Annotated in this window: 17 protein-coding genes; 6 read left to right on the top strand and 11 right to left on the bottom strand. The window is 48.9% G+C overall.

The genetic code is table 11. The features are described 5' to 3' along the window. Positions 1 to 60 precede the first annotated feature (60 nt). Entirely contained in the window at positions 61 to 327 is a 267-nt protein-coding gene (locus tag KDN34_RS12150) for an Lpp/OprI family alanine-zipper lipoprotein (protein WP_212594030.1), read from the bottom strand. A gap of 182 nt (positions 328 to 509) precedes the next feature. Then, a complete protein-coding gene (locus tag KDN34_RS12145) occupies positions 510 to 1754 on the bottom strand; it encodes a multifunctional CCA addition/repair protein (protein WP_212594029.1) in 1245 nt (414 codons plus the stop codon). 160 nt (positions 1755 to 1914) lie between these two features. On the opposite strand from KDN34_RS12145, the gene KDN34_RS12140 reads away from it, so the two are divergent. Both KDN34_RS12140 and KDN34_RS12135 read left to right on the top strand, forming a co-directional pair. After that, complete coding sequence (locus KDN34_RS12140) at positions 1915 to 3534, top strand: ExeA family protein (RefSeq protein ID WP_212594028.1); 1620 nt, start codon at positions 1915 to 1917, stop codon at positions 3532 to 3534. After that, positions 3534 to 4484, top strand: a complete 951-nt coding sequence (locus KDN34_RS12135; RefSeq protein ID WP_212594027.1) for a general secretion pathway protein GspB — start codon at positions 3534 to 3536, stop codon at positions 4482 to 4484. Before KDN34_RS12140 ends, KDN34_RS12135 begins: the two co-directional genes overlap by 1 nt. Before the next feature lie 48 nt (positions 4485 to 4532). Here KDN34_RS12135 and nhaD read toward each other — a convergent pair whose 3' ends face one another. The 3 genes from nhaD to KDN34_RS12120 all read right to left on the bottom strand — a co-directional run bounded on the left by nhaD (position 4533) and on the right by KDN34_RS12120 (position 8432). After that, positions 4533 to 5780: a sodium:proton antiporter NhaD gene (nhaD, locus tag KDN34_RS12130; RefSeq protein WP_212594026.1), complete on the bottom strand. Its 1248-nt coding sequence runs from the start codon at positions 5778 to 5780 to the stop codon at positions 4533 to 4535. A gap of 321 nt (positions 5781 to 6101) precedes the next feature. Then, a complete protein-coding gene (hemL, locus tag KDN34_RS12125) occupies positions 6102 to 7385 on the bottom strand; it encodes a glutamate-1-semialdehyde 2,1-aminomutase (RefSeq protein ID WP_212594025.1) in 1284 nt (427 codons plus the stop codon). Positions 7386 to 7412: 27 nt separating this feature from the next. After that, on the bottom strand, positions 7413 to 8432 hold the full coding sequence (locus KDN34_RS12120; protein WP_212594024.1) for an aspartate carbamoyltransferase: 1020 nt from the start codon (positions 8430 to 8432) through the stop codon (positions 7413 to 7415). Between the two features lie 343 nt (positions 8433 to 8775). Here KDN34_RS12120 and clcA point away from each other — a divergent pair, with 343 nt between their 5' ends. The 3 genes from clcA to erpA all read left to right on the top strand — a co-directional run bounded on the left by clcA (position 8776) and on the right by erpA (position 11704). After that, complete coding sequence (clcA, locus tag KDN34_RS12115; RefSeq protein ID WP_228730329.1) at positions 8776 to 10344, top strand: H(+)/Cl(-) exchange transporter ClcA; 1569 nt, start codon at positions 8776 to 8778, stop codon at positions 10342 to 10344. A 210-nt stretch (positions 10345 to 10554) separates the two neighbouring features. Then, on the top strand, positions 10555 to 11361 hold the full coding sequence (locus tag KDN34_RS12110) for a DUF6776 family protein (RefSeq protein WP_212594023.1): 807 nt from the start codon (positions 10555 to 10557) through the stop codon (positions 11359 to 11361). Beyond that, positions 11354 to 11704, top strand: a complete 351-nt coding sequence (gene erpA / locus KDN34_RS12105) for an iron-sulfur cluster insertion protein ErpA (protein ID WP_212594022.1) — start codon at positions 11354 to 11356, stop codon at positions 11702 to 11704. The genes KDN34_RS12110 and erpA overlap by 8 nt, the downstream gene beginning before the upstream one ends. A gap of 68 nt (positions 11705 to 11772) precedes the next feature. Here the strand turns inward: erpA and KDN34_RS12100 are convergent, their stop codons facing one another. The 4 genes from KDN34_RS12100 to KDN34_RS12085 form a co-directional block, all read right to left on the bottom strand. Continuing rightward, entirely contained in the window at positions 11773 to 12186 is a 414-nt protein-coding gene (locus tag KDN34_RS12100; protein WP_212594021.1) for a hypothetical protein, read from the bottom strand. Between the two features lie 10 nt (positions 12187 to 12196). Further along, on the bottom strand, positions 12197 to 12538 hold the full coding sequence (locus KDN34_RS12095) for a DUF2750 domain-containing protein (RefSeq protein ID WP_212596639.1): 342 nt from the start codon (positions 12536 to 12538) through the stop codon (positions 12197 to 12199). Between the two features lie 111 nt (positions 12539 to 12649). Further along, positions 12650 to 13759 (bottom strand): anhydro-N-acetylmuramic acid kinase, encoded by a 1110-nt coding sequence (locus tag KDN34_RS12090; RefSeq protein ID WP_212594020.1) that lies wholly within the window; start codon positions 13757 to 13759, stop codon positions 12650 to 12652. A gap of 14 nt (positions 13760 to 13773) precedes the next feature. After that, on the bottom strand, positions 13774 to 15177 hold the full coding sequence (locus tag KDN34_RS12085; protein WP_212594019.1) for a peptidoglycan DD-metalloendopeptidase family protein: 1404 nt from the start codon (positions 15175 to 15177) through the stop codon (positions 13774 to 13776). A 123-nt stretch (positions 15178 to 15300) separates the two neighbouring features. On the opposite strand from KDN34_RS12085, the gene tyrS reads away from it, so the two are divergent. Then, entirely contained in the window at positions 15301 to 16500 is a 1200-nt protein-coding gene (gene tyrS / locus KDN34_RS12080; RefSeq protein ID WP_212594018.1) for a tyrosine--tRNA ligase, read from the top strand. A gap of 40 nt (positions 16501 to 16540) precedes the next feature. On the opposite strand, the gene KDN34_RS12075 is transcribed toward tyrS, so the two are convergent. Beyond that, on the bottom strand, positions 16541 to 17002 hold the full coding sequence (locus tag KDN34_RS12075) for a hypothetical protein (protein ID WP_212594017.1): 462 nt from the start codon (positions 17000 to 17002) through the stop codon (positions 16541 to 16543). Between the two features lie 101 nt (positions 17003 to 17103). After that, positions 17104 to 17577 carry a nuclear transport factor 2 family protein gene (locus KDN34_RS12070; RefSeq protein ID WP_407695805.1) on the bottom strand — a complete coding sequence of 158 codons (474 nt, stop codon included), beginning with the start codon at positions 17575 to 17577 and terminating at the stop codon, positions 17104 to 17106. Between the last annotated feature and the right edge of the window lie 19 nt (positions 17578 to 17596).

Genomic DNA, 17596 nt, shown 5'->3' with positions numbered 1-17596 from the left:
TAAAAAAAATCGGCAACACCTTGGTGTTGCCGATTTCTCTGGTGTATATAACCACCATTATTACTTTTTGTAGCGAGTAGCTACGTTGTCCAGACGGTCGTTAGCGCGTTTAGCTTCAGCCTGAGCGTCCATAGCAGCTGCTTTAGCGTCTTTCACGTCAGCAGACAGTTTGCCCTGGTCAGCTTTCAGAGAGCTAACTTCGGCAGACAGTTGGTCAACTTTGTTACCCAGGTTGGCAACACTTTCTTCCAGAGCAGTGGTGTTTGCACAGCCACCCAACAGAGCAGTCATTGCTACGCCAGCAATCATCAGTACTTTTTTGTTCATTGAAGAAATCCCTTTTGAAGGTTTGGTTTTTAGTCGTTCGGCTGATGCTCAACCGATTCGTGCTTATTATCTCATAGCCAAATTAATTTGCTATGGGTATTAACAAAAAGTCCTTTTACCTTATCCGATATGATCAGAAATGCAAGTTTCAGGGGCAAATTCTGGATTTCTATACGAAATTGCTAACAAATGGGGTTACTTTTTGCATGCTTCTCTTTAACAAGCCTGATTTGTTCCAGTCGCTGCAGGTTAAGTTGTTGTCGTATTGCTTGTCCTTGGTACCCAGCGTCGATAATTGGCTGCACATTTACTGCTACTGCAGCATCAAACAACTGTTGCAGCAACTGTGCCTGAGGATATTTTTGTTGCTCTAATCCTAGGCGTCCGGTTGCATCAGCCTGACAAATTAACGCAAGCTGTCTTAATCTGGCGGGTTTGCGCCAGAAGTCGGCTTTATCAAACAGTTTTAGTATGGTTTCGGCTCTCAGCTCCTCCAGAATATGAATGTTCTGGTGTTGGTCGCTTGCCAGCAAGGCAAGGTCCCGGTATTCAGCCGGAATTCTCAAGCGTTCACATAATTGGCGAATCGGAACCAGTCCCCGTTGCCCGTGACCATGATGTTTGGGCAGCAGTTCTTTGGGGGTAAGTGCTTTCCCCAAGTCATGTACCAGCGTGGCAAAGCGCACTTGAGTATCGCTGGTCAGTCTGGCCGCTTGTTTCAGTGCCATCATAGTGTGAATGCCGGTGTCAATTTCAGGATGCCATTTCGCTGGTTGTGGGATACCAAACAGTGCATCCAGTTCTGGCATTAATGGCTGTAGTGACTGGCTGGCACGTAACACCTCAAAAAACACTTGGGGTTCATCGCATTGCAGCACCTTTTCCAGTTCCTGCCATACGCGTTCGGCCGTTAACGCTTGCAGCTCACCACTGGCAGCAATCTGTTGCATCAGTGCTAATGTCTCATCGGCAACTTTGAATCCAAGCGGTGCGTAGCGGGCGGCAAATCTGGCCACTCTCAGCACCCGTAGCGGATCCTCGATAAACGCTGGCGAGACATGGCGCAATAGCTTCTGTTGCAGATCCCGCTCACCGTTGAAGGGATCGTATAAATGACCATCATCGTCAAGTGCCATGGCATTAATGGTCAGGTCGCGTCGTAACAGATCCTGCTCCAGCGTGACATCTGGACTGGCATAGCAACTGAAACCGCCATAGCCACGGCCGGTTTTTCGTTCGGTACGTGCCAACGCATATTCTTCTTGTGTTTTGGGGTGCAGAAACACCGGGAAATCTTTACCCACTTGTCGATAGCCCAACTCCAGCATTTGCTGCTCTGTTGCGCCAACAACGACATGATCCCTGTCTTTGATTTCCAAACCTAATAATTGGTCACGCACCGCACCGCCAACCAGATATATCTGCACTTGCCTTAAATCCTTAATCGAATGGATGTGAACAGAATAACACGGCCGGCGTATGCTGTGGACTTCTCGGATGATCACACAATTCATGTTAGGGGGTTTTGACAATCACTGCCCTTGTCTTAAACTGAACTGTCTCTTTCAACCAAGGATTGCCGAGCTCATGTACAAGGCGTTTTACGGACTGAGTGATAACCCGTTTTCCATTGCTCCTAACCCCACTTACCTGTTTTTAAGTGATCGTCATCGGGAAGCGTTAGCACACCTCAAATATGGTCTGGGCGAAACCGGTGGTTTTGTGCTGCTGACTGGCGAAGTAGGTACAGGCAAAACGACAGTTTCTCGGTGTCTATTGCGGCAGTTGCCTGAGAATACCGACACCGCGTTTATTCTGAATCCATCGCTGACGGAGGCAGAACTGCTAGCAACCTTGTGTGATGAGCTGGGGATTCATTACGGCGAGTCGCCCTCCCTGAAACAGCTGACGGATCTCATCAGTGGTTTTCTGCTTAACAATCATCAAGCGGGCAGAAATACCGTGATGATTATTGATGAAGCGCAGCATTTACGTCCGGAAGTACTGGAACAACTGCGGCTGTTGACCAATCTGGAAACCGACACCAAGAAGTTGTTACAGGTGATCCTTATCGGCCAGCCAGAATTACAGCAGTTGCTGAAACGTCAGGAATTACGCCAGCTTGCACAGCGTATTACCGCACGTTATCACCTATTGCCGCTGACAGAGCAGGAGGTGGGGTTATATGTGCAACACCGATTGCAGGTTGCTGGTCGAATGGAGCCATTGTTCAATAAAGGCGCTATTCGGGCACTGCATCGTTTTAGCGGCGGTATCCCTCGTATTATTAACTTGCTTTGTGAACGAGCGCTGATGGCGGGTTACGGCCAGTCAAAAACGCCGATAGATCGTAGGATGGTGAATGCTGCCGCGGCGGAAGTGCTGGGGGACTTACCTAAGCAGCGTAACTGGTGGTTGCCGGTTTCGGCATTAACGGCGTTGGTTCTTGCATTTGGTGGCGGTTATTATGGGCTGAATTACTACCAAGGATTTAACTTAGCGCAGGCTTCGGAACATACCACCACAGCAAGCAGCCAACCGATTGAGATAACACCAAAGTTACCTGATGCACCGGCTAAAAAGGAAGACCTGACTGCAACAGTGCTGACGACCGCTATTGATCAGAGCCGTAATATCGACACGGCTTTCGCCTCATTATTTGGACTTTGGAATAAAGCACCCTACGCGGGCGTGTCAGCATGCCAGTCGGCCAGCCAATTAGGACTGGCTTGTTATCAACAACAGGGGAATCTGGCTGCATTGCTGGCGTTGAATTATCCGGCCGTGGTTTATTTGACTGATGAAGCCGGAAAATTGTTTTATGGCACCCTGGTATCCAGCAGTTCAGATCAATTATTACTGCAACTCGATGAACAACAGTTCTGGGTGACGAAAGAATGGTTTGAACAACACTTCAGTGGCATGTACGAAGTTTTATGGCAGCCAACAGCAGCAGCGCAGCAACCGATCACTGCATCCTCCAGCCTGACCAAAGTCCAATGGCTTGAGGATGCTTTAGCCAAAACAGGAAAGCGCCAGTCTCGGGTAATGAGTTATTTTGACACTGAACTTGAGCAGGAGTTAAAAGCGTTCCAGCAAACTCATGGGTTACCGCAGGAAGGCGTGGCCTCCCTGGCAACGTTGACACAGCTGAGTATTTACCAGCATCTTTCCGGTCCGGTGCTGCAGAGTGAGGAAATTCGCTGATGTCAATTTTATTGGATGCAGTTACCCGGGCGAAACAGCAACAGTTAGACGACGCATTGGATCCGGTATTGGCACCGCGAATGCCTCAGGAAGCGCCGCGTTCATTGCCTTGGAAACCGGCATTAGTGGTAGTTGCTGCCCTCGTTGCTGGCGGTGCGATGGCATACGGTTGGCAGCAATGGCATGTTCCGCCCCAGCCGCTAGCGGCAGTCATCCCAAAATCAGAGCCTGCGGTGAAAGTTGCACAATCTGAACCGGTAAAAACTGAACCAAGCGTCAGAATGGCGGGCAGGGCAGCTTTGCCGATTGCGCAGCCATTGCCAGCACCACAAGTTAGGACAACTGTTGAGTCCTCGCCGCCGGAAGCCTCTGACGTTAATGTCGGGACTCAACCTCAGACTCAGCCCCAAACTCAAAGCCAAACCGAAAGTCCGGCAACGACTGCTCATAATGATGCCGACGAAGGTAATGAACCCATCATCTTGGGGGCTCAACCGAATCAACGCGGTTTGCAGGCGCTGAAGGAATTGAAAGGAGCGGTGCAGACAGCGGCAGATGAAAGTGGTATTGAAGATCAACCGCAACCTGCCACGGATGATCAACAAGCGTTGATCGCCAAATTTCAGGCCGCATTGAGCGAAGTTGAGCGGCGCAATGCTATCGATAAGCCCGCTGCCCTGCCGGATGAGCTCAAGCCAATGGAGCCGCCTGCCCAGTTGCAGTATCCATCCTATGGTAACTTACCGGCGAGTCTGCAATTACAAGTCCCTGAGTTTAATATTACCGCGCATATGTACGCGACAGATCCGGCTAAACGTTGGCTTAACGTGGATGGTAAAGAGTTGCAGCAAGGCGACAAGATTAAAGGCAAACTCACGATCATTGAAATCCGCCCTCAGGATGTGGTGCTAGAAATCCAGGGAACGCGATTTAAGGTTCCGGCGATTTAGCCATTTTGGTAATAACTAAGGCACCCGTGGGTGCCTTAGTTATTACTGTCATTGGTTAAGGGTGTGTCCTAACCACAATGTGAGTCCATAACCGATACAGTAGGACAACATTAGCGGTGGTACATATTTCAGGTAGGAGACGAACGTCAGCTCCTTAACCTTACTCATGGCAACAATACCGGAAGCTGAGCCAATCACGAGGAGTGAACCACCAACACCTACCGAATAGGTGAGTCCTAACCAGCCGGAAAGCTGCAGTTGTGGGTCGGCTTTCAGCAGTGCTGCGGTCAATGGCACGTTATCTAACAATGATGACCCCATTCCGGTGACAAAGTTGGCAATATCGGGATTATGTGCTGCATACACTTGTGCCAGTTGATCCAATACACCAATCTCTTTCAGCATTCCCACTAAAAGTAATATGCCAAGGAAAAACAGCAGCGTGTCATATTCCACCTGTCGAATATACTCCAGAATACGGATCTCTTCGGTATCAGTATGCACTGTCTTTCCTACCAGAAACATCACTGACAGGCCGGTTAAAAAAGTGAGTACCGGAGGAATACTAAACAGAATATTGAGCACCATGGTCAGGATGATGGTACTGATGAATATCAATCCAATGATCAAATCAACGGTTTCATAATCCTGCTTTGCCGGGCGTGCGGTAACTGTACCTTTGGCATTTAGTGAGAACAGCGTTGCTAATATAATGACGGCTGTCGCTGCCGGAAGCACTAACAACAATAAATCGGCCATATGGACATGACCACTGAGGAAGATCATCAGTGTTGTGACATCGCCAGTAATTAATGAAACCCCACCAGAGTTAACCGCAAAAATAATTAATACGGCCATCCGCTGTTTGAGATGACTGTCGAGCTGAAAGGTCGTCAACAGTCCAAGTGATACCAAGGTTGCCGTGACATTATCACAGATGGCGGACAGGCCCAGCGAGAACAGTGCTACCTGGAGCATCAACATCCGCACCGTTATCTGCTTTGGAAACAGCTTTCCTACGATAATCTGGATCATCCCTTTTGCATTGAGGTAAGCAACGAAAGTCATGGTCGACATCAAAAATAGCCAGAGCGTGGCAATGTCTAACAGGTTTTCAGACAGTCGGCCCTGCATCAATTTTTGATGACCGCTGTCGCCAGCAGCAATAAACAAGGCTATCCAGGAGATACAACCCAAAAACAGGGTGGTTTTAGCTTTGTTGATGTGGGTGACTTCTTCAAAAATGATACTGAGCAGTGCCAGCACTGCCAGAATAAGCAAAAAAGTATGCAGCATGAGCTATTCCCGCCAGAAATCATGACGCTTAAGCTCGAAACTGCCTGGGAGCTAACCATCAAGCTTCAATTAAGGTTTATGTGATAAAGCGCACAGATCTGACCACATCATCAATCTTGATGCAATGCGCTAAAGCCCTTGAATTGATGGGACCTTAGTCGGGGTGGTATTGACTATTTCGGCTGTTATATGCTGTAGCGTTGGCGTCGTTGTATGTGTTGGTGCTACGACTCAAACGTTATTGCCGTGTTGATAACCCCCCGAGTTTGAAGGGCAATAAAAAACGGGACACAAGGTCCCGTTTTTGATGTAGATACCGACTTATTTCATGCTGGCAAACACTTTGTCTGCCGCTGCCAAGGTCGCTTCAATCTCTGTTTCGCCGTGAGCCAACGACAAGAAACCTGCCTCGAACGCACTAGGTGCCAGGTACACACCTTCATTCAGCATGCCGTGATAGAACACTTTGAACTGTTCAACATTGCATTTGGTAACTTGAGCGAAGTTAGTCACTTCGGGAGCATCGGTGAAGAAAAGGCCGAACATGCCACCGACGTAGTTAACAGCCATCGCAATACCGTGTTTGGCCGCTGCCGCCTTGATGCCTTCGGCGACACGTTTGGTCTTTGCTGCCAGCGCTTCGTAGATCCCTGGTTCACATAGCGCTTCCAGTTGCGCCAGTCCGGCACTCATTGCTATGGGGTTACCAGAAAGCGTGCCTGCCTGATAAACCGGCCCGGTTGGCGCAATGTATTGCATCACATCTTTACGACCGCCGAACGCACCAACGGGCATACCACCACCAATCACTTTACCCAAAGTGGTGAGATCGGGTGTCACGCCATAATAGCCTTGGGCGCCGCCTTTGGAGACGCGGAAACCTGTCATCACTTCATCGATGATCAACAGTGCTTGGTAGTCATCACAGATAGCACGCAATCCTTGCAGGAAGCCGGGCTGTGGTGGTACGCAGTTCATGTTCCCGGCAACGGGTTCAACGATGATACAGGCGATTTCATCTGGGTACTGTTCAAACAAGGCTTTTACTGAATCGAGATTATTGTACTCGGCAGTCAGCGTATGCTTGGCAAAGTCCTCTGGGATACCAGGGGAACTTGGCTGGCCCATCGTCAGCGCGCCAGATCCGGCTTTTACCAGCAGGCAATCCGCATGGCCATGGTAACATCCTTCAAATTTGAGGATTTTGTCGCGTTTGGTAAAACCACGCGCCAGACGAATAGCGCTCATGGTAGCTTCGGTGCCTGAACTCACCATACGTACTTGTTCAATGGATGGCACCATTTCACGGACTTTCTGCGCCATTTCCACTTCCAGTGCAGTTGGGGCACCGAAAGACAGACCATTTGCCACAGCATTCAATACCGCTTCACGGATCTTGGGATGATTGTGACCCAGAATCATCGGTCCCCATGAGCCCACATAATCCACATAAGCCTTTGCGTCCGCGTCATAGATATATGCACCGTCGGCTTTGTCGATAAACAGTGGGGTGCCGCCAACGCCGTTGAAGGCGCGCACCGGTGAGTTAACACCGCCGGGAATAGTTTGCTTGGCCTGTTCAAACAGGTCTTCAGAACGGGTCATATCATTTCCTTACAGTTGATAGCCGACTTATCTGTCGGCCTTACGTGAATACCAGTTAACCGGACACTCATATTTTTCCAGTTGATCGGCAACTCCGAGTGTCAGGGCGAACAGCGCCATACGGATCAACAAGCCATTGTCTGCCTGACGGAAGATCGCCAGATAGGGATGATTGTTGAGGTCGTTATCCAGTTCATTTGCCTGCGCACGGGAATCGCGAGGCAGCGGATGCATGATAACGGTATTGGACTTACAGTTTTTGGTATAGATGGCACTGTTCAAACGGAATTTACCACGATACTTATCGGCTTCGTCCTGAGACGGGAAGCGCTCTTCCTGGATCCGTGTCAGATACAGAATATCAGCATCATGTAAATTACCTTCCAATTGATCGGTAATTGTGACGCGATGCCCGGCATTTTCAATGTCGGCGATCACAGAGTCTGGCATCGCCAGTTCTTTTGGTGAAATCAGCGTAAAGCTGATGTTTTTGTACATGCACAGCAAACGCGACAGTGAGTGCACTGTGCGGCCAAATTTTAGATCGCCTACCATCGCAATGTGCATGCCATCAATGGTCAGGCCATTACTGTTCAACTCTTTTTTGATGGTGAACAGATCCAGCAGTGCTTGCGTTGGATGTTCGTTGGAGCCATCACCGCCATTAATCACTGGTACGCGCGAACCTTCAGCAAACTCTTTCACTGAAAATGACTGCGGGTGACGCATGGCAATCACATCGGAGTAGCTGGACAGCACCCGGGCTGTATCGTACAGCGATTCGCCTTTAGATAAGGATGAGTTAGCCATACCAACGGTTTCAGCTACACGCCCACCAAGCAGGTCGAAGGCGCAGCCAAAGCTGACACGAGTACGAGTACTGGGTTCAAAAAACAGGTTGCCCAGAATCGCTCCATCCAGCACACGGGTACGCTTTTCCCGCAATGCATATGGCGTCATACGTTTAGCAACTTCAAAAATGGTTTGAATGGCATCCAGATCTAACTGGTTTACAGACAGGATGTGTGATCCCTGGAATTGGTTCATCAGCCTTGTTTCCGTGTAGGGTGTGTCGTTAAAGACACAATGGTTAGAGGGTGTTTGGCTGAGGCGAAACTATAACAGATGCCCCTAATCAATAAAATGATCTGTCTCTGAAAATTACAGAAAGATACCCAGATAATAACGGCGATTTTGCTATTAGGCTCATCGGCAATATTTTCCAGCAAATGGTCTTTGACGCGACATTGCCAAGGGTTTTGCTGATGGCTGTGGACCAAATATAACAGCGGCTGGGCCTGAGTATGTTGCACATACCACAGAATACTAATGTATTCTTAAAAAACATGGAGAAATGCGGCAGTATGTCATAGCATTAGCCCGCTGCTAAATGACAGCGAAAGCCACGTTTCCGGCAATTTCACTAACCGTTAAAGTACCCAATCAGATGCCCAAGTTTCCAGACTTTCATTTTCACCCGGGGACCCAACTAAGACTACGTCTTAGTTCTAACTATTTTACCACTCATCCGGATTATCTGGTGTTACTGGCATTGTCAGCGCTGGTGGGGGCAATTGCAGGTTTAATTGTGTCCATGTTTGAAATTGCCATTCATTTTATGACGGATTACCGCATCCATTATTTTGATTATTTAGGATTGCCAGCCTGGATTACCGCAATTTTAGTCATTCTTGCCGGTGCTGTTATTTCCGCCTTAGGTTTCTGGATGACAGCGCGTATTGCACCAGAAACGTCAGGCAGTGGTATTCCTCATGTTGAGGGCGCCTTAGACGGATTGCATGATATCCGTTGGTGGCGAGTGTTACCGGTTAAATTCATTGCCGGGGTTTGCACTATCAGTTCTGGCATGGTGTTAGGACGCGAAGGCCCTTCCGTGCAGATCGGTGGGGCGGTAGGGCGCATGTGTGCTGAAGCGGCTAAACGTTTTCAGTACGCACCCCATGTGTTGACGGCATCCGGTGCGGCGGCTGGTCTGGCGGCGGCGTTTAATGCGCCGTTGGCAGGCATATTATTTATTGTGGAAGAGATGCGACCACAGTTTCGCTACAACTTCACTTCGTTTAAATGCATCACTCTGGCAACACTTACCGCAACCATTGTATTACGATACTTCCGCGGTCAAGAAGCGGTGATGGATATTCCCACCTTTAAGGTACCGCCTCTGGCCTCCCTATGGTTATTTTTAGCCCTGGGGATCATCTTCGGTATCGTCGGCATCTACTTTAACCGTTGGATTTTAAAGGCCACCGCAGCGTTTAAGCGCTATCACAATAACCGGTTGTTGAAAGTAACGATTACCGGAGCACTATTTGGTGGTGTGTTTGCGTTCTTCCAGTTATATGTGCCTGATATGGCCGGGGGGGGGATTGCGCTGATCACCACTTTTGTGCGGGAACCGATGGCCTGGGTGGTTCTGGTGATTCTATTTGGTCTCCGAGTGCTGGCCACCATTGGCTGTTTTGCGTCGGCTGCACCGGGTGGTGTATTTGCCCCTATGCTGGCATTGGGCACCTTGCTAGGGCTGGCTTATGGCATTATTGCAGCGGGTTTGTTCCCTGATTTAGTTGCTGAACCTGGTGTGTATGCCGTGGCTGGCATGGGCGCGTTGTTTGCCGCGACGGTGCGCGCACCGGTAACGGGAATTGTGTTGGTGGTTGAAATGACGGATAACTACCAGTTGATCCTGCCATTATTGGCAACTTGTCTGGGCGCGACCTTCATCGCGCAAGCACTTGGCGGCAGTCCACTGTATTCTGCGCTGTTACAACAATCGTTGGCGGCTAAGGCTGCAGAAGTTAATGGCGCGGAAGCCAATGCGTCAACTAATGCGGCAGCTGTTGACGCTGCGATTCCTACCGAAGGCGCTAGTGTGTCACCCGCCAGTACTGATACCGAGGCCAGCGCAGAAGCCCAGGATAAACCTACGCCATCAGTTTAACCGTGGTCAGATTTCAGGTTAACGGCTGGCGATGCTGAACGAAACTTGACGATTGTGCGTCATGTGCTCGCCAGCAAGGTGTTAAGTCCGTAGAATCCAACATTTGTGTCCATAGCTGGCTATGGTGCCTTATTTATACATTGCTTCCGGTGGCGTCGCCGGTGCCTGTGTATCTTCCCACTAACAATTGCATAAAGGGGCAGTAAGATAATGGCAAACTATCACCGTTGGTTACTGCGTTTGCAGTTACTGGAACGTAGTATCAGGCCTTCATCTCTGTATCTGCTGGGATTGTTGCTGGTAGCGTTTGCTGTCGGTGCGCTGTCACTGTCATTGTGGCAAGACAACAGTCCCACATCGAATAAATCTAATGTTAAGAAGATCAATCAATTAACGTCAGAATTGAATAGCCAGTCACAAATATTGGCGAGCCGTAATCTTGAATTACAGTTGGCAAAGGAGTCCAATAAAGAGATGCAGGAGATGTTCGCCAAGCAACATCAAAAGCAGCAGGATCTTGAACGGGAATTGGCCTTTTACCGCAGTATTATGGCGCCCGAAAACAACGTTGATGGCGTCGCTATTAATGGTATTGAGTTGCAACCCGGGCACAAAAAACGGAGTTATCGTTTGCGGATAGTGCTCACCCAGTTGCAGAAACGTAAACAATCGCTGACTGGTCGCGCTGAGGTCTCTTTGCAAGGACTGAAGTCGGGCAAAGAAAACGAGATCCAACTTGAGTCTTTGATTGGTAAAGACAAATTGGGTTTCAGTTTCAAATATTTTCAAGTGCTAGAAGTCGAATTTGTCCTGCCGGAAGCGTTTGAACTGCAGCGACTCTCTGCCAAAGTTATTGTTCCGGCAAGTCGATGGAGCAAAGGTGGCGAGACCGAACAAAGTTACAGTGTGCCGGAATTACTGACCGGAGAAAAAGACTCCGGGATAATACTTGAACAAGAAAGTCAGGTATTAGATAATCCGCCACAGCAATCAGATGTAAGAGGTAGTAATGACTGAACAAGCTGAATCAGTGATGCCCATTCGTTTTACCGATGCGGCCGCTGCAAAAGTCAAAGCTTTGCTGGAAGAAGAACAAAACAGTGCACTTAAACTGCGAGTTTATGTGACTGGTGGCGGCTGTTCAGGATTTCAGTATGGCTTCACCTTCGATGAAAAGGTTAACGATGGTGATTTGACAGTAGAGAAACAAGGGGTGCAGCTGGTGGTTGACCCAATGAGCCTGCAATATTTAGTTGGTGGTGAAGTGGATTATACTTCCGGTCTGGAAGGTTCTCGTTTCTTTGTGAAGAATCCCAATGCCAAGACCACCTGTGGCTGCGGTGCCAGTTTTTCCGTGTAACGCTAAAGCTGCATAACAAAAACCGCCGAATTAGGCGGTTTTTTGTTAACTATTCATAGCATTAAGCATCACTGCATAATGTTGAAATTAATATTCCGCTCAAAAACAGCGCCAACTTTAGGTGTGAATACGACCCAAAGTTGCAGCATGGTCAGCAAAATCAACACGGCGATAATCGACCATCCAGGGATGTTGGCCAGGTAAGGCCATATCCGTGATTGCTGAAGTTGTTGCAGCAGTTGCGGATTTAAATCTAGGACATAAGGCAATAAACTGCTGCTAACCAGTCCGAAAATGGCATATCCCCTTAACAGCCATAGCCCAGCCTTGTGGCGTGCCATGATGGCCATCAACATCATTATCGTCAGCATCGCGAACATTACGGCAAAACCACCGATGAAACAGGTTAATGACAGCAGAGCATATACCAGCATCAGCAACAACAAGCGTTTTGGAAAGGGGGATTTTGTTGTTGCAGTCATCGTCAATGCCTCAGTGAGACTTTTTGGGTGACAGACTGTTGTCGAAGTCGTAAGGCGATACCACCACGCCTAAATCATCTACTTGCGGGAATACCGCAACCAACAGCTCATCATCTGCCATGCCGGGTGTCCAGCGATCCTGCCAATCCTGCAAACTAACCGCTAATGGCTGACAATCTGCCCAATCTTCCTGCGCCCATTCTCTGGCTGCATCTTCACTGGGCCATACCGGAATGCAGTCTTCATCGTCGGTGGTGAGCATTACACAGCCAGTATCATCATGCAGTACCCACAGCTCTTTTTGCTCGCGGACCTGCTCAATCATGTAATCAAAGCGTTTTTCGGGTGACATCTTTTGCTGCTTTTTAGTCGGAGATTCAGCGTTCACTGCATCGATTCCTGTCAACGGTTGAAGCGGCGCATGCTACCACCGCACATGTGGATGATAAAGCCTTTCGCGCGATTATTTCGCTGGAAATCTGGCACCCAGCACCGCTTCACGAGTCGCGCCGGTGACTGCTGGCAAGTTAGCTGGCAAGTTTTCCACATGGCGTAAAGCTAACCACGCGAAAGCAATACCTTCAACCCACTTGGGATCAACCCCCAGCGCATCCGTAGTCAATAACTGATGATGTGGCATCAATGCGGCTAAACGCTGCATCAATGTATCGTTAAGCGCACCGCCGCCACAGACATACACCTCACCAGTGCTACAGAGCTTTTGAATATCATTAGCGATACTGTAACAACTGAGGTCCAACAAGGTTGACTGAATATCTTCTTCACTTAACTGGCCAAATTCTGAAAGTTGTTGTTCAAGCCACGCCTGATTAAACAGTTCACGCCCGGTACTCTTCGGATACGCCTGTGAAAAGTAAGGATGTGATAGCAACTGTTGCAGTAGCCCTTGATGCGTCTTACCACTGGCGGCCCACAAACCGTGCTGGTCGAAGGGTTCTTGCTTGACCTGTTGGATCCAGGCGTCAATCAGTGTATTACCGGGGCCGGTATCAAAACCCAGGACTTGGTGACTGTCACCGGGTAGATATGTCACATTACCAATACCTCCGATGTTCAGGATCACCCGCGTCACTCCTGGTTTGGCGAAAATTTGCTGATGAAAAGCGGGAACTAGCGGTGCCCCCTGTCCCCCCAAGGCAATATCTTTACGGCGAAAATCGGCAATGACATCGATGCCAGTTTCAACGGCGATGGTATTAGGGTCACCAATCTGCAGGGTAAAACCGACTTCCAGATTGGGCATGTGCCGTACTGTCTGTCCATGACTGCCGATTGCAATAATATCTTCAGGTGCCACCTGTGCCTTAGACAACAGTTGATTGACTGCCTCGGCAAAAATTTTACCCACGGTGCGGTCAAGCCGGCCAAGCCGATTAATTTCATCGTTGCCCGGCTGACATAGCCGCTGCAGCCCTTTGTACAAATGCTCTGGATAAGCCTCGGTATGATGCGCCACCAGTCGAGGTTTTTGTGCTGAAAAGTCCACAAGTGCGGCATCCACGCCATCCATACTGGTACCGGACATCAGTCCGATATAATAAGCGGTTTTCATATCCATTTTTTCCATTATTGCTTAGCAATTCTGACTTGCTGATTCTGTGCGAGTTTTGCCATCAACTGATGACTGAGCGCGGTAAAGGCGGCTTTCTCTTTCGATGCAATTGGCAGTGCTTTTGGCAGGTCTACCGTTCTGGGATTACGGTGTACTCCATTGACGATAAATTCGTAATGCAGATGTGCGCCGGTGACGCGACCGGTCCGCCCCAGAGTGCCGATAATCTGGCCTTGTTTCACCGTATCACCACGTTTGACCTTACGCTTGTTAAGGTGCAGATATTTCGTAGTGTAGGTTTCGTTGTGTTTAATAAACACATAGTTACCGTTGTATTGGTTGTAACTGGCTTCAATTACTTTACCATCGCCGGCCGCCTTGATAGGTGTGCCGATGGCAGCAACATAGTCAACCCCGCGGTGTGGCCTCACTAGTCCGGTCACAGGGTGGAGACGCTTAGGATTGAAATTAGAGCTGACATATTTAAAGTCTACTGGTGAGCGTAAGAAGGCTTTGTGCATGCTATGGCCATCAGCCGAATAGTAATTGCCGTCGGTATACCGTACCGCCGTATAATGCTGTCCTTGGTTGATAAATTCTGCTGCTAAGATATTACCGTTACGGAGAAATTCGCCGTCGGCATATTCCTGCTCATAAATGAGCGCAAAGCTGTCTCCTTCACGAATATCCAATGCAAAATCGACGTCCCAGCCAAAAATAGTCGCGAGTTGCATAATTTGGGCGGGGGTTAATCCGGCATCTATACCGGCATTCCAAAAATTGCTTTTTATCTCAGCGCGTGCAAACTGCTGTCGATTTTCAACGTCCTTATCGATAACCGTCGCCTGGTAACCATCGCCGTGTTGCTTAATAAGCAGGGTTGAGATGGCATCGATTTGGTAACGCAACTGCTGCAACGAGCCATCGGCATTCTTGCCAATAACAATCTCTTCCCCGGGCATAATTTTTATCAGGTTTTTTTTCGCCAGCGGGAGCTGCGTAATATCGTAAACCTCTCTGGCCGTGAGCTGCGCCCGGCTGAAGACCGCCGCCAGCGTATCGCCTTTTTTAATATCGAAATGTTCCAGCTCCGCCATAGTATCAGGCTGCACATCTGACTGCGGTTCAAGCGATTGCTGGGTTTCTTCGGTAATTTCCGAGGTGATGGCTTCGGCGGCCGCTTCAGATTCTTCCACGGCACCGCTTTCCGAACTTTCCACTGTGTTCGGTGCTTCTGGGGTGCGGAATGCTAACGGTACATCGTAACGAACATTGGTGGTGGCTGGTGGTGTCTGTCGAAAAGCGGAGGCCTCTTCAGTCGGAAAAATCAGAATAATGAAGGCGACAAGAGAGAGAATACCGAGCAAAATCTGGTGCTTTTTCGGTAGTAATCTGAAGAGCGTGATAATTTTTGCCATTGACCCCGGTACCAAATCGTAAAACTTGGGCATTGCCCGTCAGTTTACACACTTTAAATTAGGCTGGCTAACAAGTAACATAAGTCTCTTTGATTTTGTAGAGCCTCGGGAGTTGTTGGCAAAATGGCTGATTTAGCGCAGGTATTGGCGGAGATTAAACGCGGTACAGAGGAAATCCTGCTGGAATCTGATCTGGTGGAGAAACTGAAAGAAGGACGTCCGCTAAGAATTAAACTGGGCGCCGACCCAACTGCACCGGATATTCATCTGGGGCATACAGTGATCCTGAATAAGCTGCGCACTTTCCAGGAGTTCGGTCACGAGGTGATATTTTTAATCGGGGATTTCACCGGTATGGTGGGTGACCCAACCGGTAAAAATAGCACTCGTCCGCCATTAACGCATGCGCAGGTGATGGCGAATGCCGAGAGCTATAAAGAGCAGGTCTACAAGATTCTCGACCCTGAGAAAACGCGCATTGAATTCAACTCCACTTGGCTGGAGAAATTAGGAGCTGCCGGCATGATCCGTCTGGCGGCGCGGCAGACTGTTGCGCGCATGATGGAACGTGATGACTTTAAAAAGCGTTATGCATCCGGCCAGTCAATCGCCATTCATGAATTTATGTACCCGTTATTACAGGGTTATGATTCCGTGGAGCTGAAAGCGGATATTGAACTCGGGGGTACCGATCAGAAGTTTAACCTGCTGATGGGGCGAGAACTGCAGAAAGCCGAAGGGCAAAAGCCACAGGCTGTGATCATGATGCCATTGCTGGAAGGTTTGGATGGCGTTAAGAAAATGTCCAAATCTGCAGGCAATTATATTGGTGTCAGTGAAGCGCCAGACGAGATGTTTGGTAAGCTGATGTCCATTTCCGATGAACTGATGTGGCGCTATTTTGAGTTACTGTCATTCCGTCCATTGGGCGAGATTGAACAGTTTAAAGTCGACGTTGCCAATGGCGCCAACCCGCGTGATATTAAAATTCTGCTGGCAAAAGAGATCATTACGCGTTTTCATGATGAGCAAGCGGCTGAAGCAGCACACCAGGCCTTTATTGATCGGTTCCAGAAAGGGGCTTTGCCCGAGGATATCGACGAAATTACCCTGAGCGCGGGCGCCGAGGGCATTGCCATCGCTAATTTGCTGAAAGATGCCGGATTAGTAGCGTCGACGTCAGAAGCGCTGCGTATGCTCAAACAGGGCGCGGTGAAAATGGATGGCGAGCGAGTGGATGACGGCAAGCTGCATTTTAATGCTGGCGTCACTGCCATATTCCAGGTGGGTAAGCGTAAATTTGCTAAGGTCACCGTGGCCTAAAGGGCGCTGGTGAATTAAAAAAGGGCCTGATGGCCCTTTTTTATTGCAGCTTGTTGTCAGCTGTGTGGGCCGTTATGTTGCAATGATTGGTGCTAAAGAAATTGTCTTCACTGCAACGCCAGCTTAAGCGGGCTTTTTCTAACGCCCAGTGGCCCTTTTTCTTGCCCAACGCCAAAATTAGCAGCATCTGCGGGTGGCCTGATTGGGATGGCCTTACACTATAGGTGATCACTTTACCTTGATATTCCTTTGCGGTGACCAGTTCAAACCCGGTTCCTGAATATTGCTGACTGATCTGCTGTGGGTCATGGCTCCAGCTCGCTTGCTGTTGTTGCGCTATGGCGAGGGACTTATTGAAATGACTAACCGGCTGTGTGGCATAGGACAGCACTAACGGCGGTTCTGGCAGTGCTGGGTTAGCGACAGACTTAATCGTCGCCACCGCCGTATGACAATACAACAGTAACAGCGCTACAGAGCTAATGGCTGAAACACATCTCATGAACACCTCATCCATCCTAATTTAAACCGAGAGCGCTTTCACTTCTCTCTTGTATCGGACAGCATTGGGGGGCGTGAGTTCCAAGGATTGTGGTCAAACGGTTATTGCGCCGACAGCTGGTCTGCCATGGTTTGGTAATCAATAAAGTCTTGGTGTTTGGTTACCCGATGGTTCAGTAGGTCCAGATTCAGCGTGGTAACACCTGGGATAGCGATATCAATAATTTTTCCGGGTTTACCAAATTGCTCTCCAGGGCCTTTGAAGTGGTAGTTACCAATCATTACAACCAATGAACCAGAGTTAAACATGTGTTCAATGTTAAATTCGTACTCCAGCACACCCCGGTGAGCACGTTCCAGAAAGTCAATGATATGACGGCTTCCGGTATATGAACGGCCAGCCGTGACATCCACAAAGACACTATCGCGGTTATAAAAAGTCGCCAGCTTTTGGTAATCATGGTTGGTATAAGCGTCGATATAGCTCATCGCCATCTGTTGTTCTGGCGGCATTTCGCCAGTATCTGCCAACAGCGGGGAACATATCAGAACTAATATCAACAACAGATAACGCAAACTATAAGTCTCTTTCCGG

The organism is Shewanella yunxiaonensis (assembly GCF_018223345.1).
Lineage (GTDB): Bacteria > Pseudomonadota > Gammaproteobacteria > Enterobacterales > Shewanellaceae > Shewanella > Shewanella yunxiaonensis.
Note: the sequence above shows the minus strand (reverse complement) of the source record. Positions and strands in the feature narration are given on the sequence as shown.

What these genes read in the sequence shown, in the direction of transcription:
- KDN34_RS12110 (WP_212594023.1), top strand. Translation starts at nt 10,555, where the DNA reads ATGGCAAACTATCACCGTTGGTTACTGCGTTTGCAGTTACTGGAACGT.
- KDN34_RS12150 (WP_212594030.1), bottom strand. Translation starts at nt 327, where the DNA reads ATGAACAAAAAAGTACTGATGATTGCTGGCGTAGCAATGACTGCTCTG.
- nhaD (WP_212594026.1), bottom strand. Translation starts at nt 5,780, where the DNA reads ATGCTGCATACTTTTTTGCTTATTCTGGCAGTGCTGGCACTGCTCAGT.
- KDN34_RS12095 (WP_212596639.1), bottom strand. Translation starts at nt 12,538, where the DNA reads ATGTCACCCGAAAAACGCTTTGATTACATGATTGAGCAGGTCCGCGAG.
- hemL (WP_212594025.1), bottom strand. Translation starts at nt 7,385, where the DNA reads ATGACCCGTTCTGAAGACCTGTTTGAACAGGCCAAGCAAACTATTCCC.
- KDN34_RS12120 (WP_212594024.1), bottom strand. Translation starts at nt 8,432, where the DNA reads ATGAACCAATTCCAGGGATCACACATCCTGTCTGTAAACCAGTTAGAT.
- clcA (WP_228730329.1), top strand. Translation starts at nt 8,776, where the DNA reads ATGACAGCGAAAGCCACGTTTCCGGCAATTTCACTAACCGTTAAAGTA.
- KDN34_RS12135 (WP_212594027.1), top strand. Translation starts at nt 3,534, where the DNA reads ATGTCAATTTTATTGGATGCAGTTACCCGGGCGAAACAGCAACAGTTA.
- KDN34_RS12075 (WP_212594017.1), bottom strand. Translation starts at nt 17,002, where the DNA reads ATGAGATGTGTTTCAGCCATTAGCTCTGTAGCGCTGTTACTGTTGTAT.
- KDN34_RS12085 (WP_212594019.1), bottom strand. Translation starts at nt 15,177, where the DNA reads ATGGCAAAAATTATCACGCTCTTCAGATTACTACCGAAAAAGCACCAG.
- tyrS (WP_212594018.1), top strand. Translation starts at nt 15,301, where the DNA reads ATGGCTGATTTAGCGCAGGTATTGGCGGAGATTAAACGCGGTACAGAG.
- KDN34_RS12140 (WP_212594028.1), top strand. Translation starts at nt 1,915, where the DNA reads ATGTACAAGGCGTTTTACGGACTGAGTGATAACCCGTTTTCCATTGCT.
- KDN34_RS12090 (WP_212594020.1), bottom strand. Translation starts at nt 13,759, where the DNA reads ATGAAAACCGCTTATTATATCGGACTGATGTCCGGTACCAGTATGGAT.
- KDN34_RS12100 (WP_212594021.1), bottom strand. Translation starts at nt 12,186, where the DNA reads ATGACTGCAACAACAAAATCCCCCTTTCCAAAACGCTTGTTGTTGCTG.
- erpA (WP_212594022.1), top strand. Translation starts at nt 11,354, where the DNA reads ATGACTGAACAAGCTGAATCAGTGATGCCCATTCGTTTTACCGATGCG.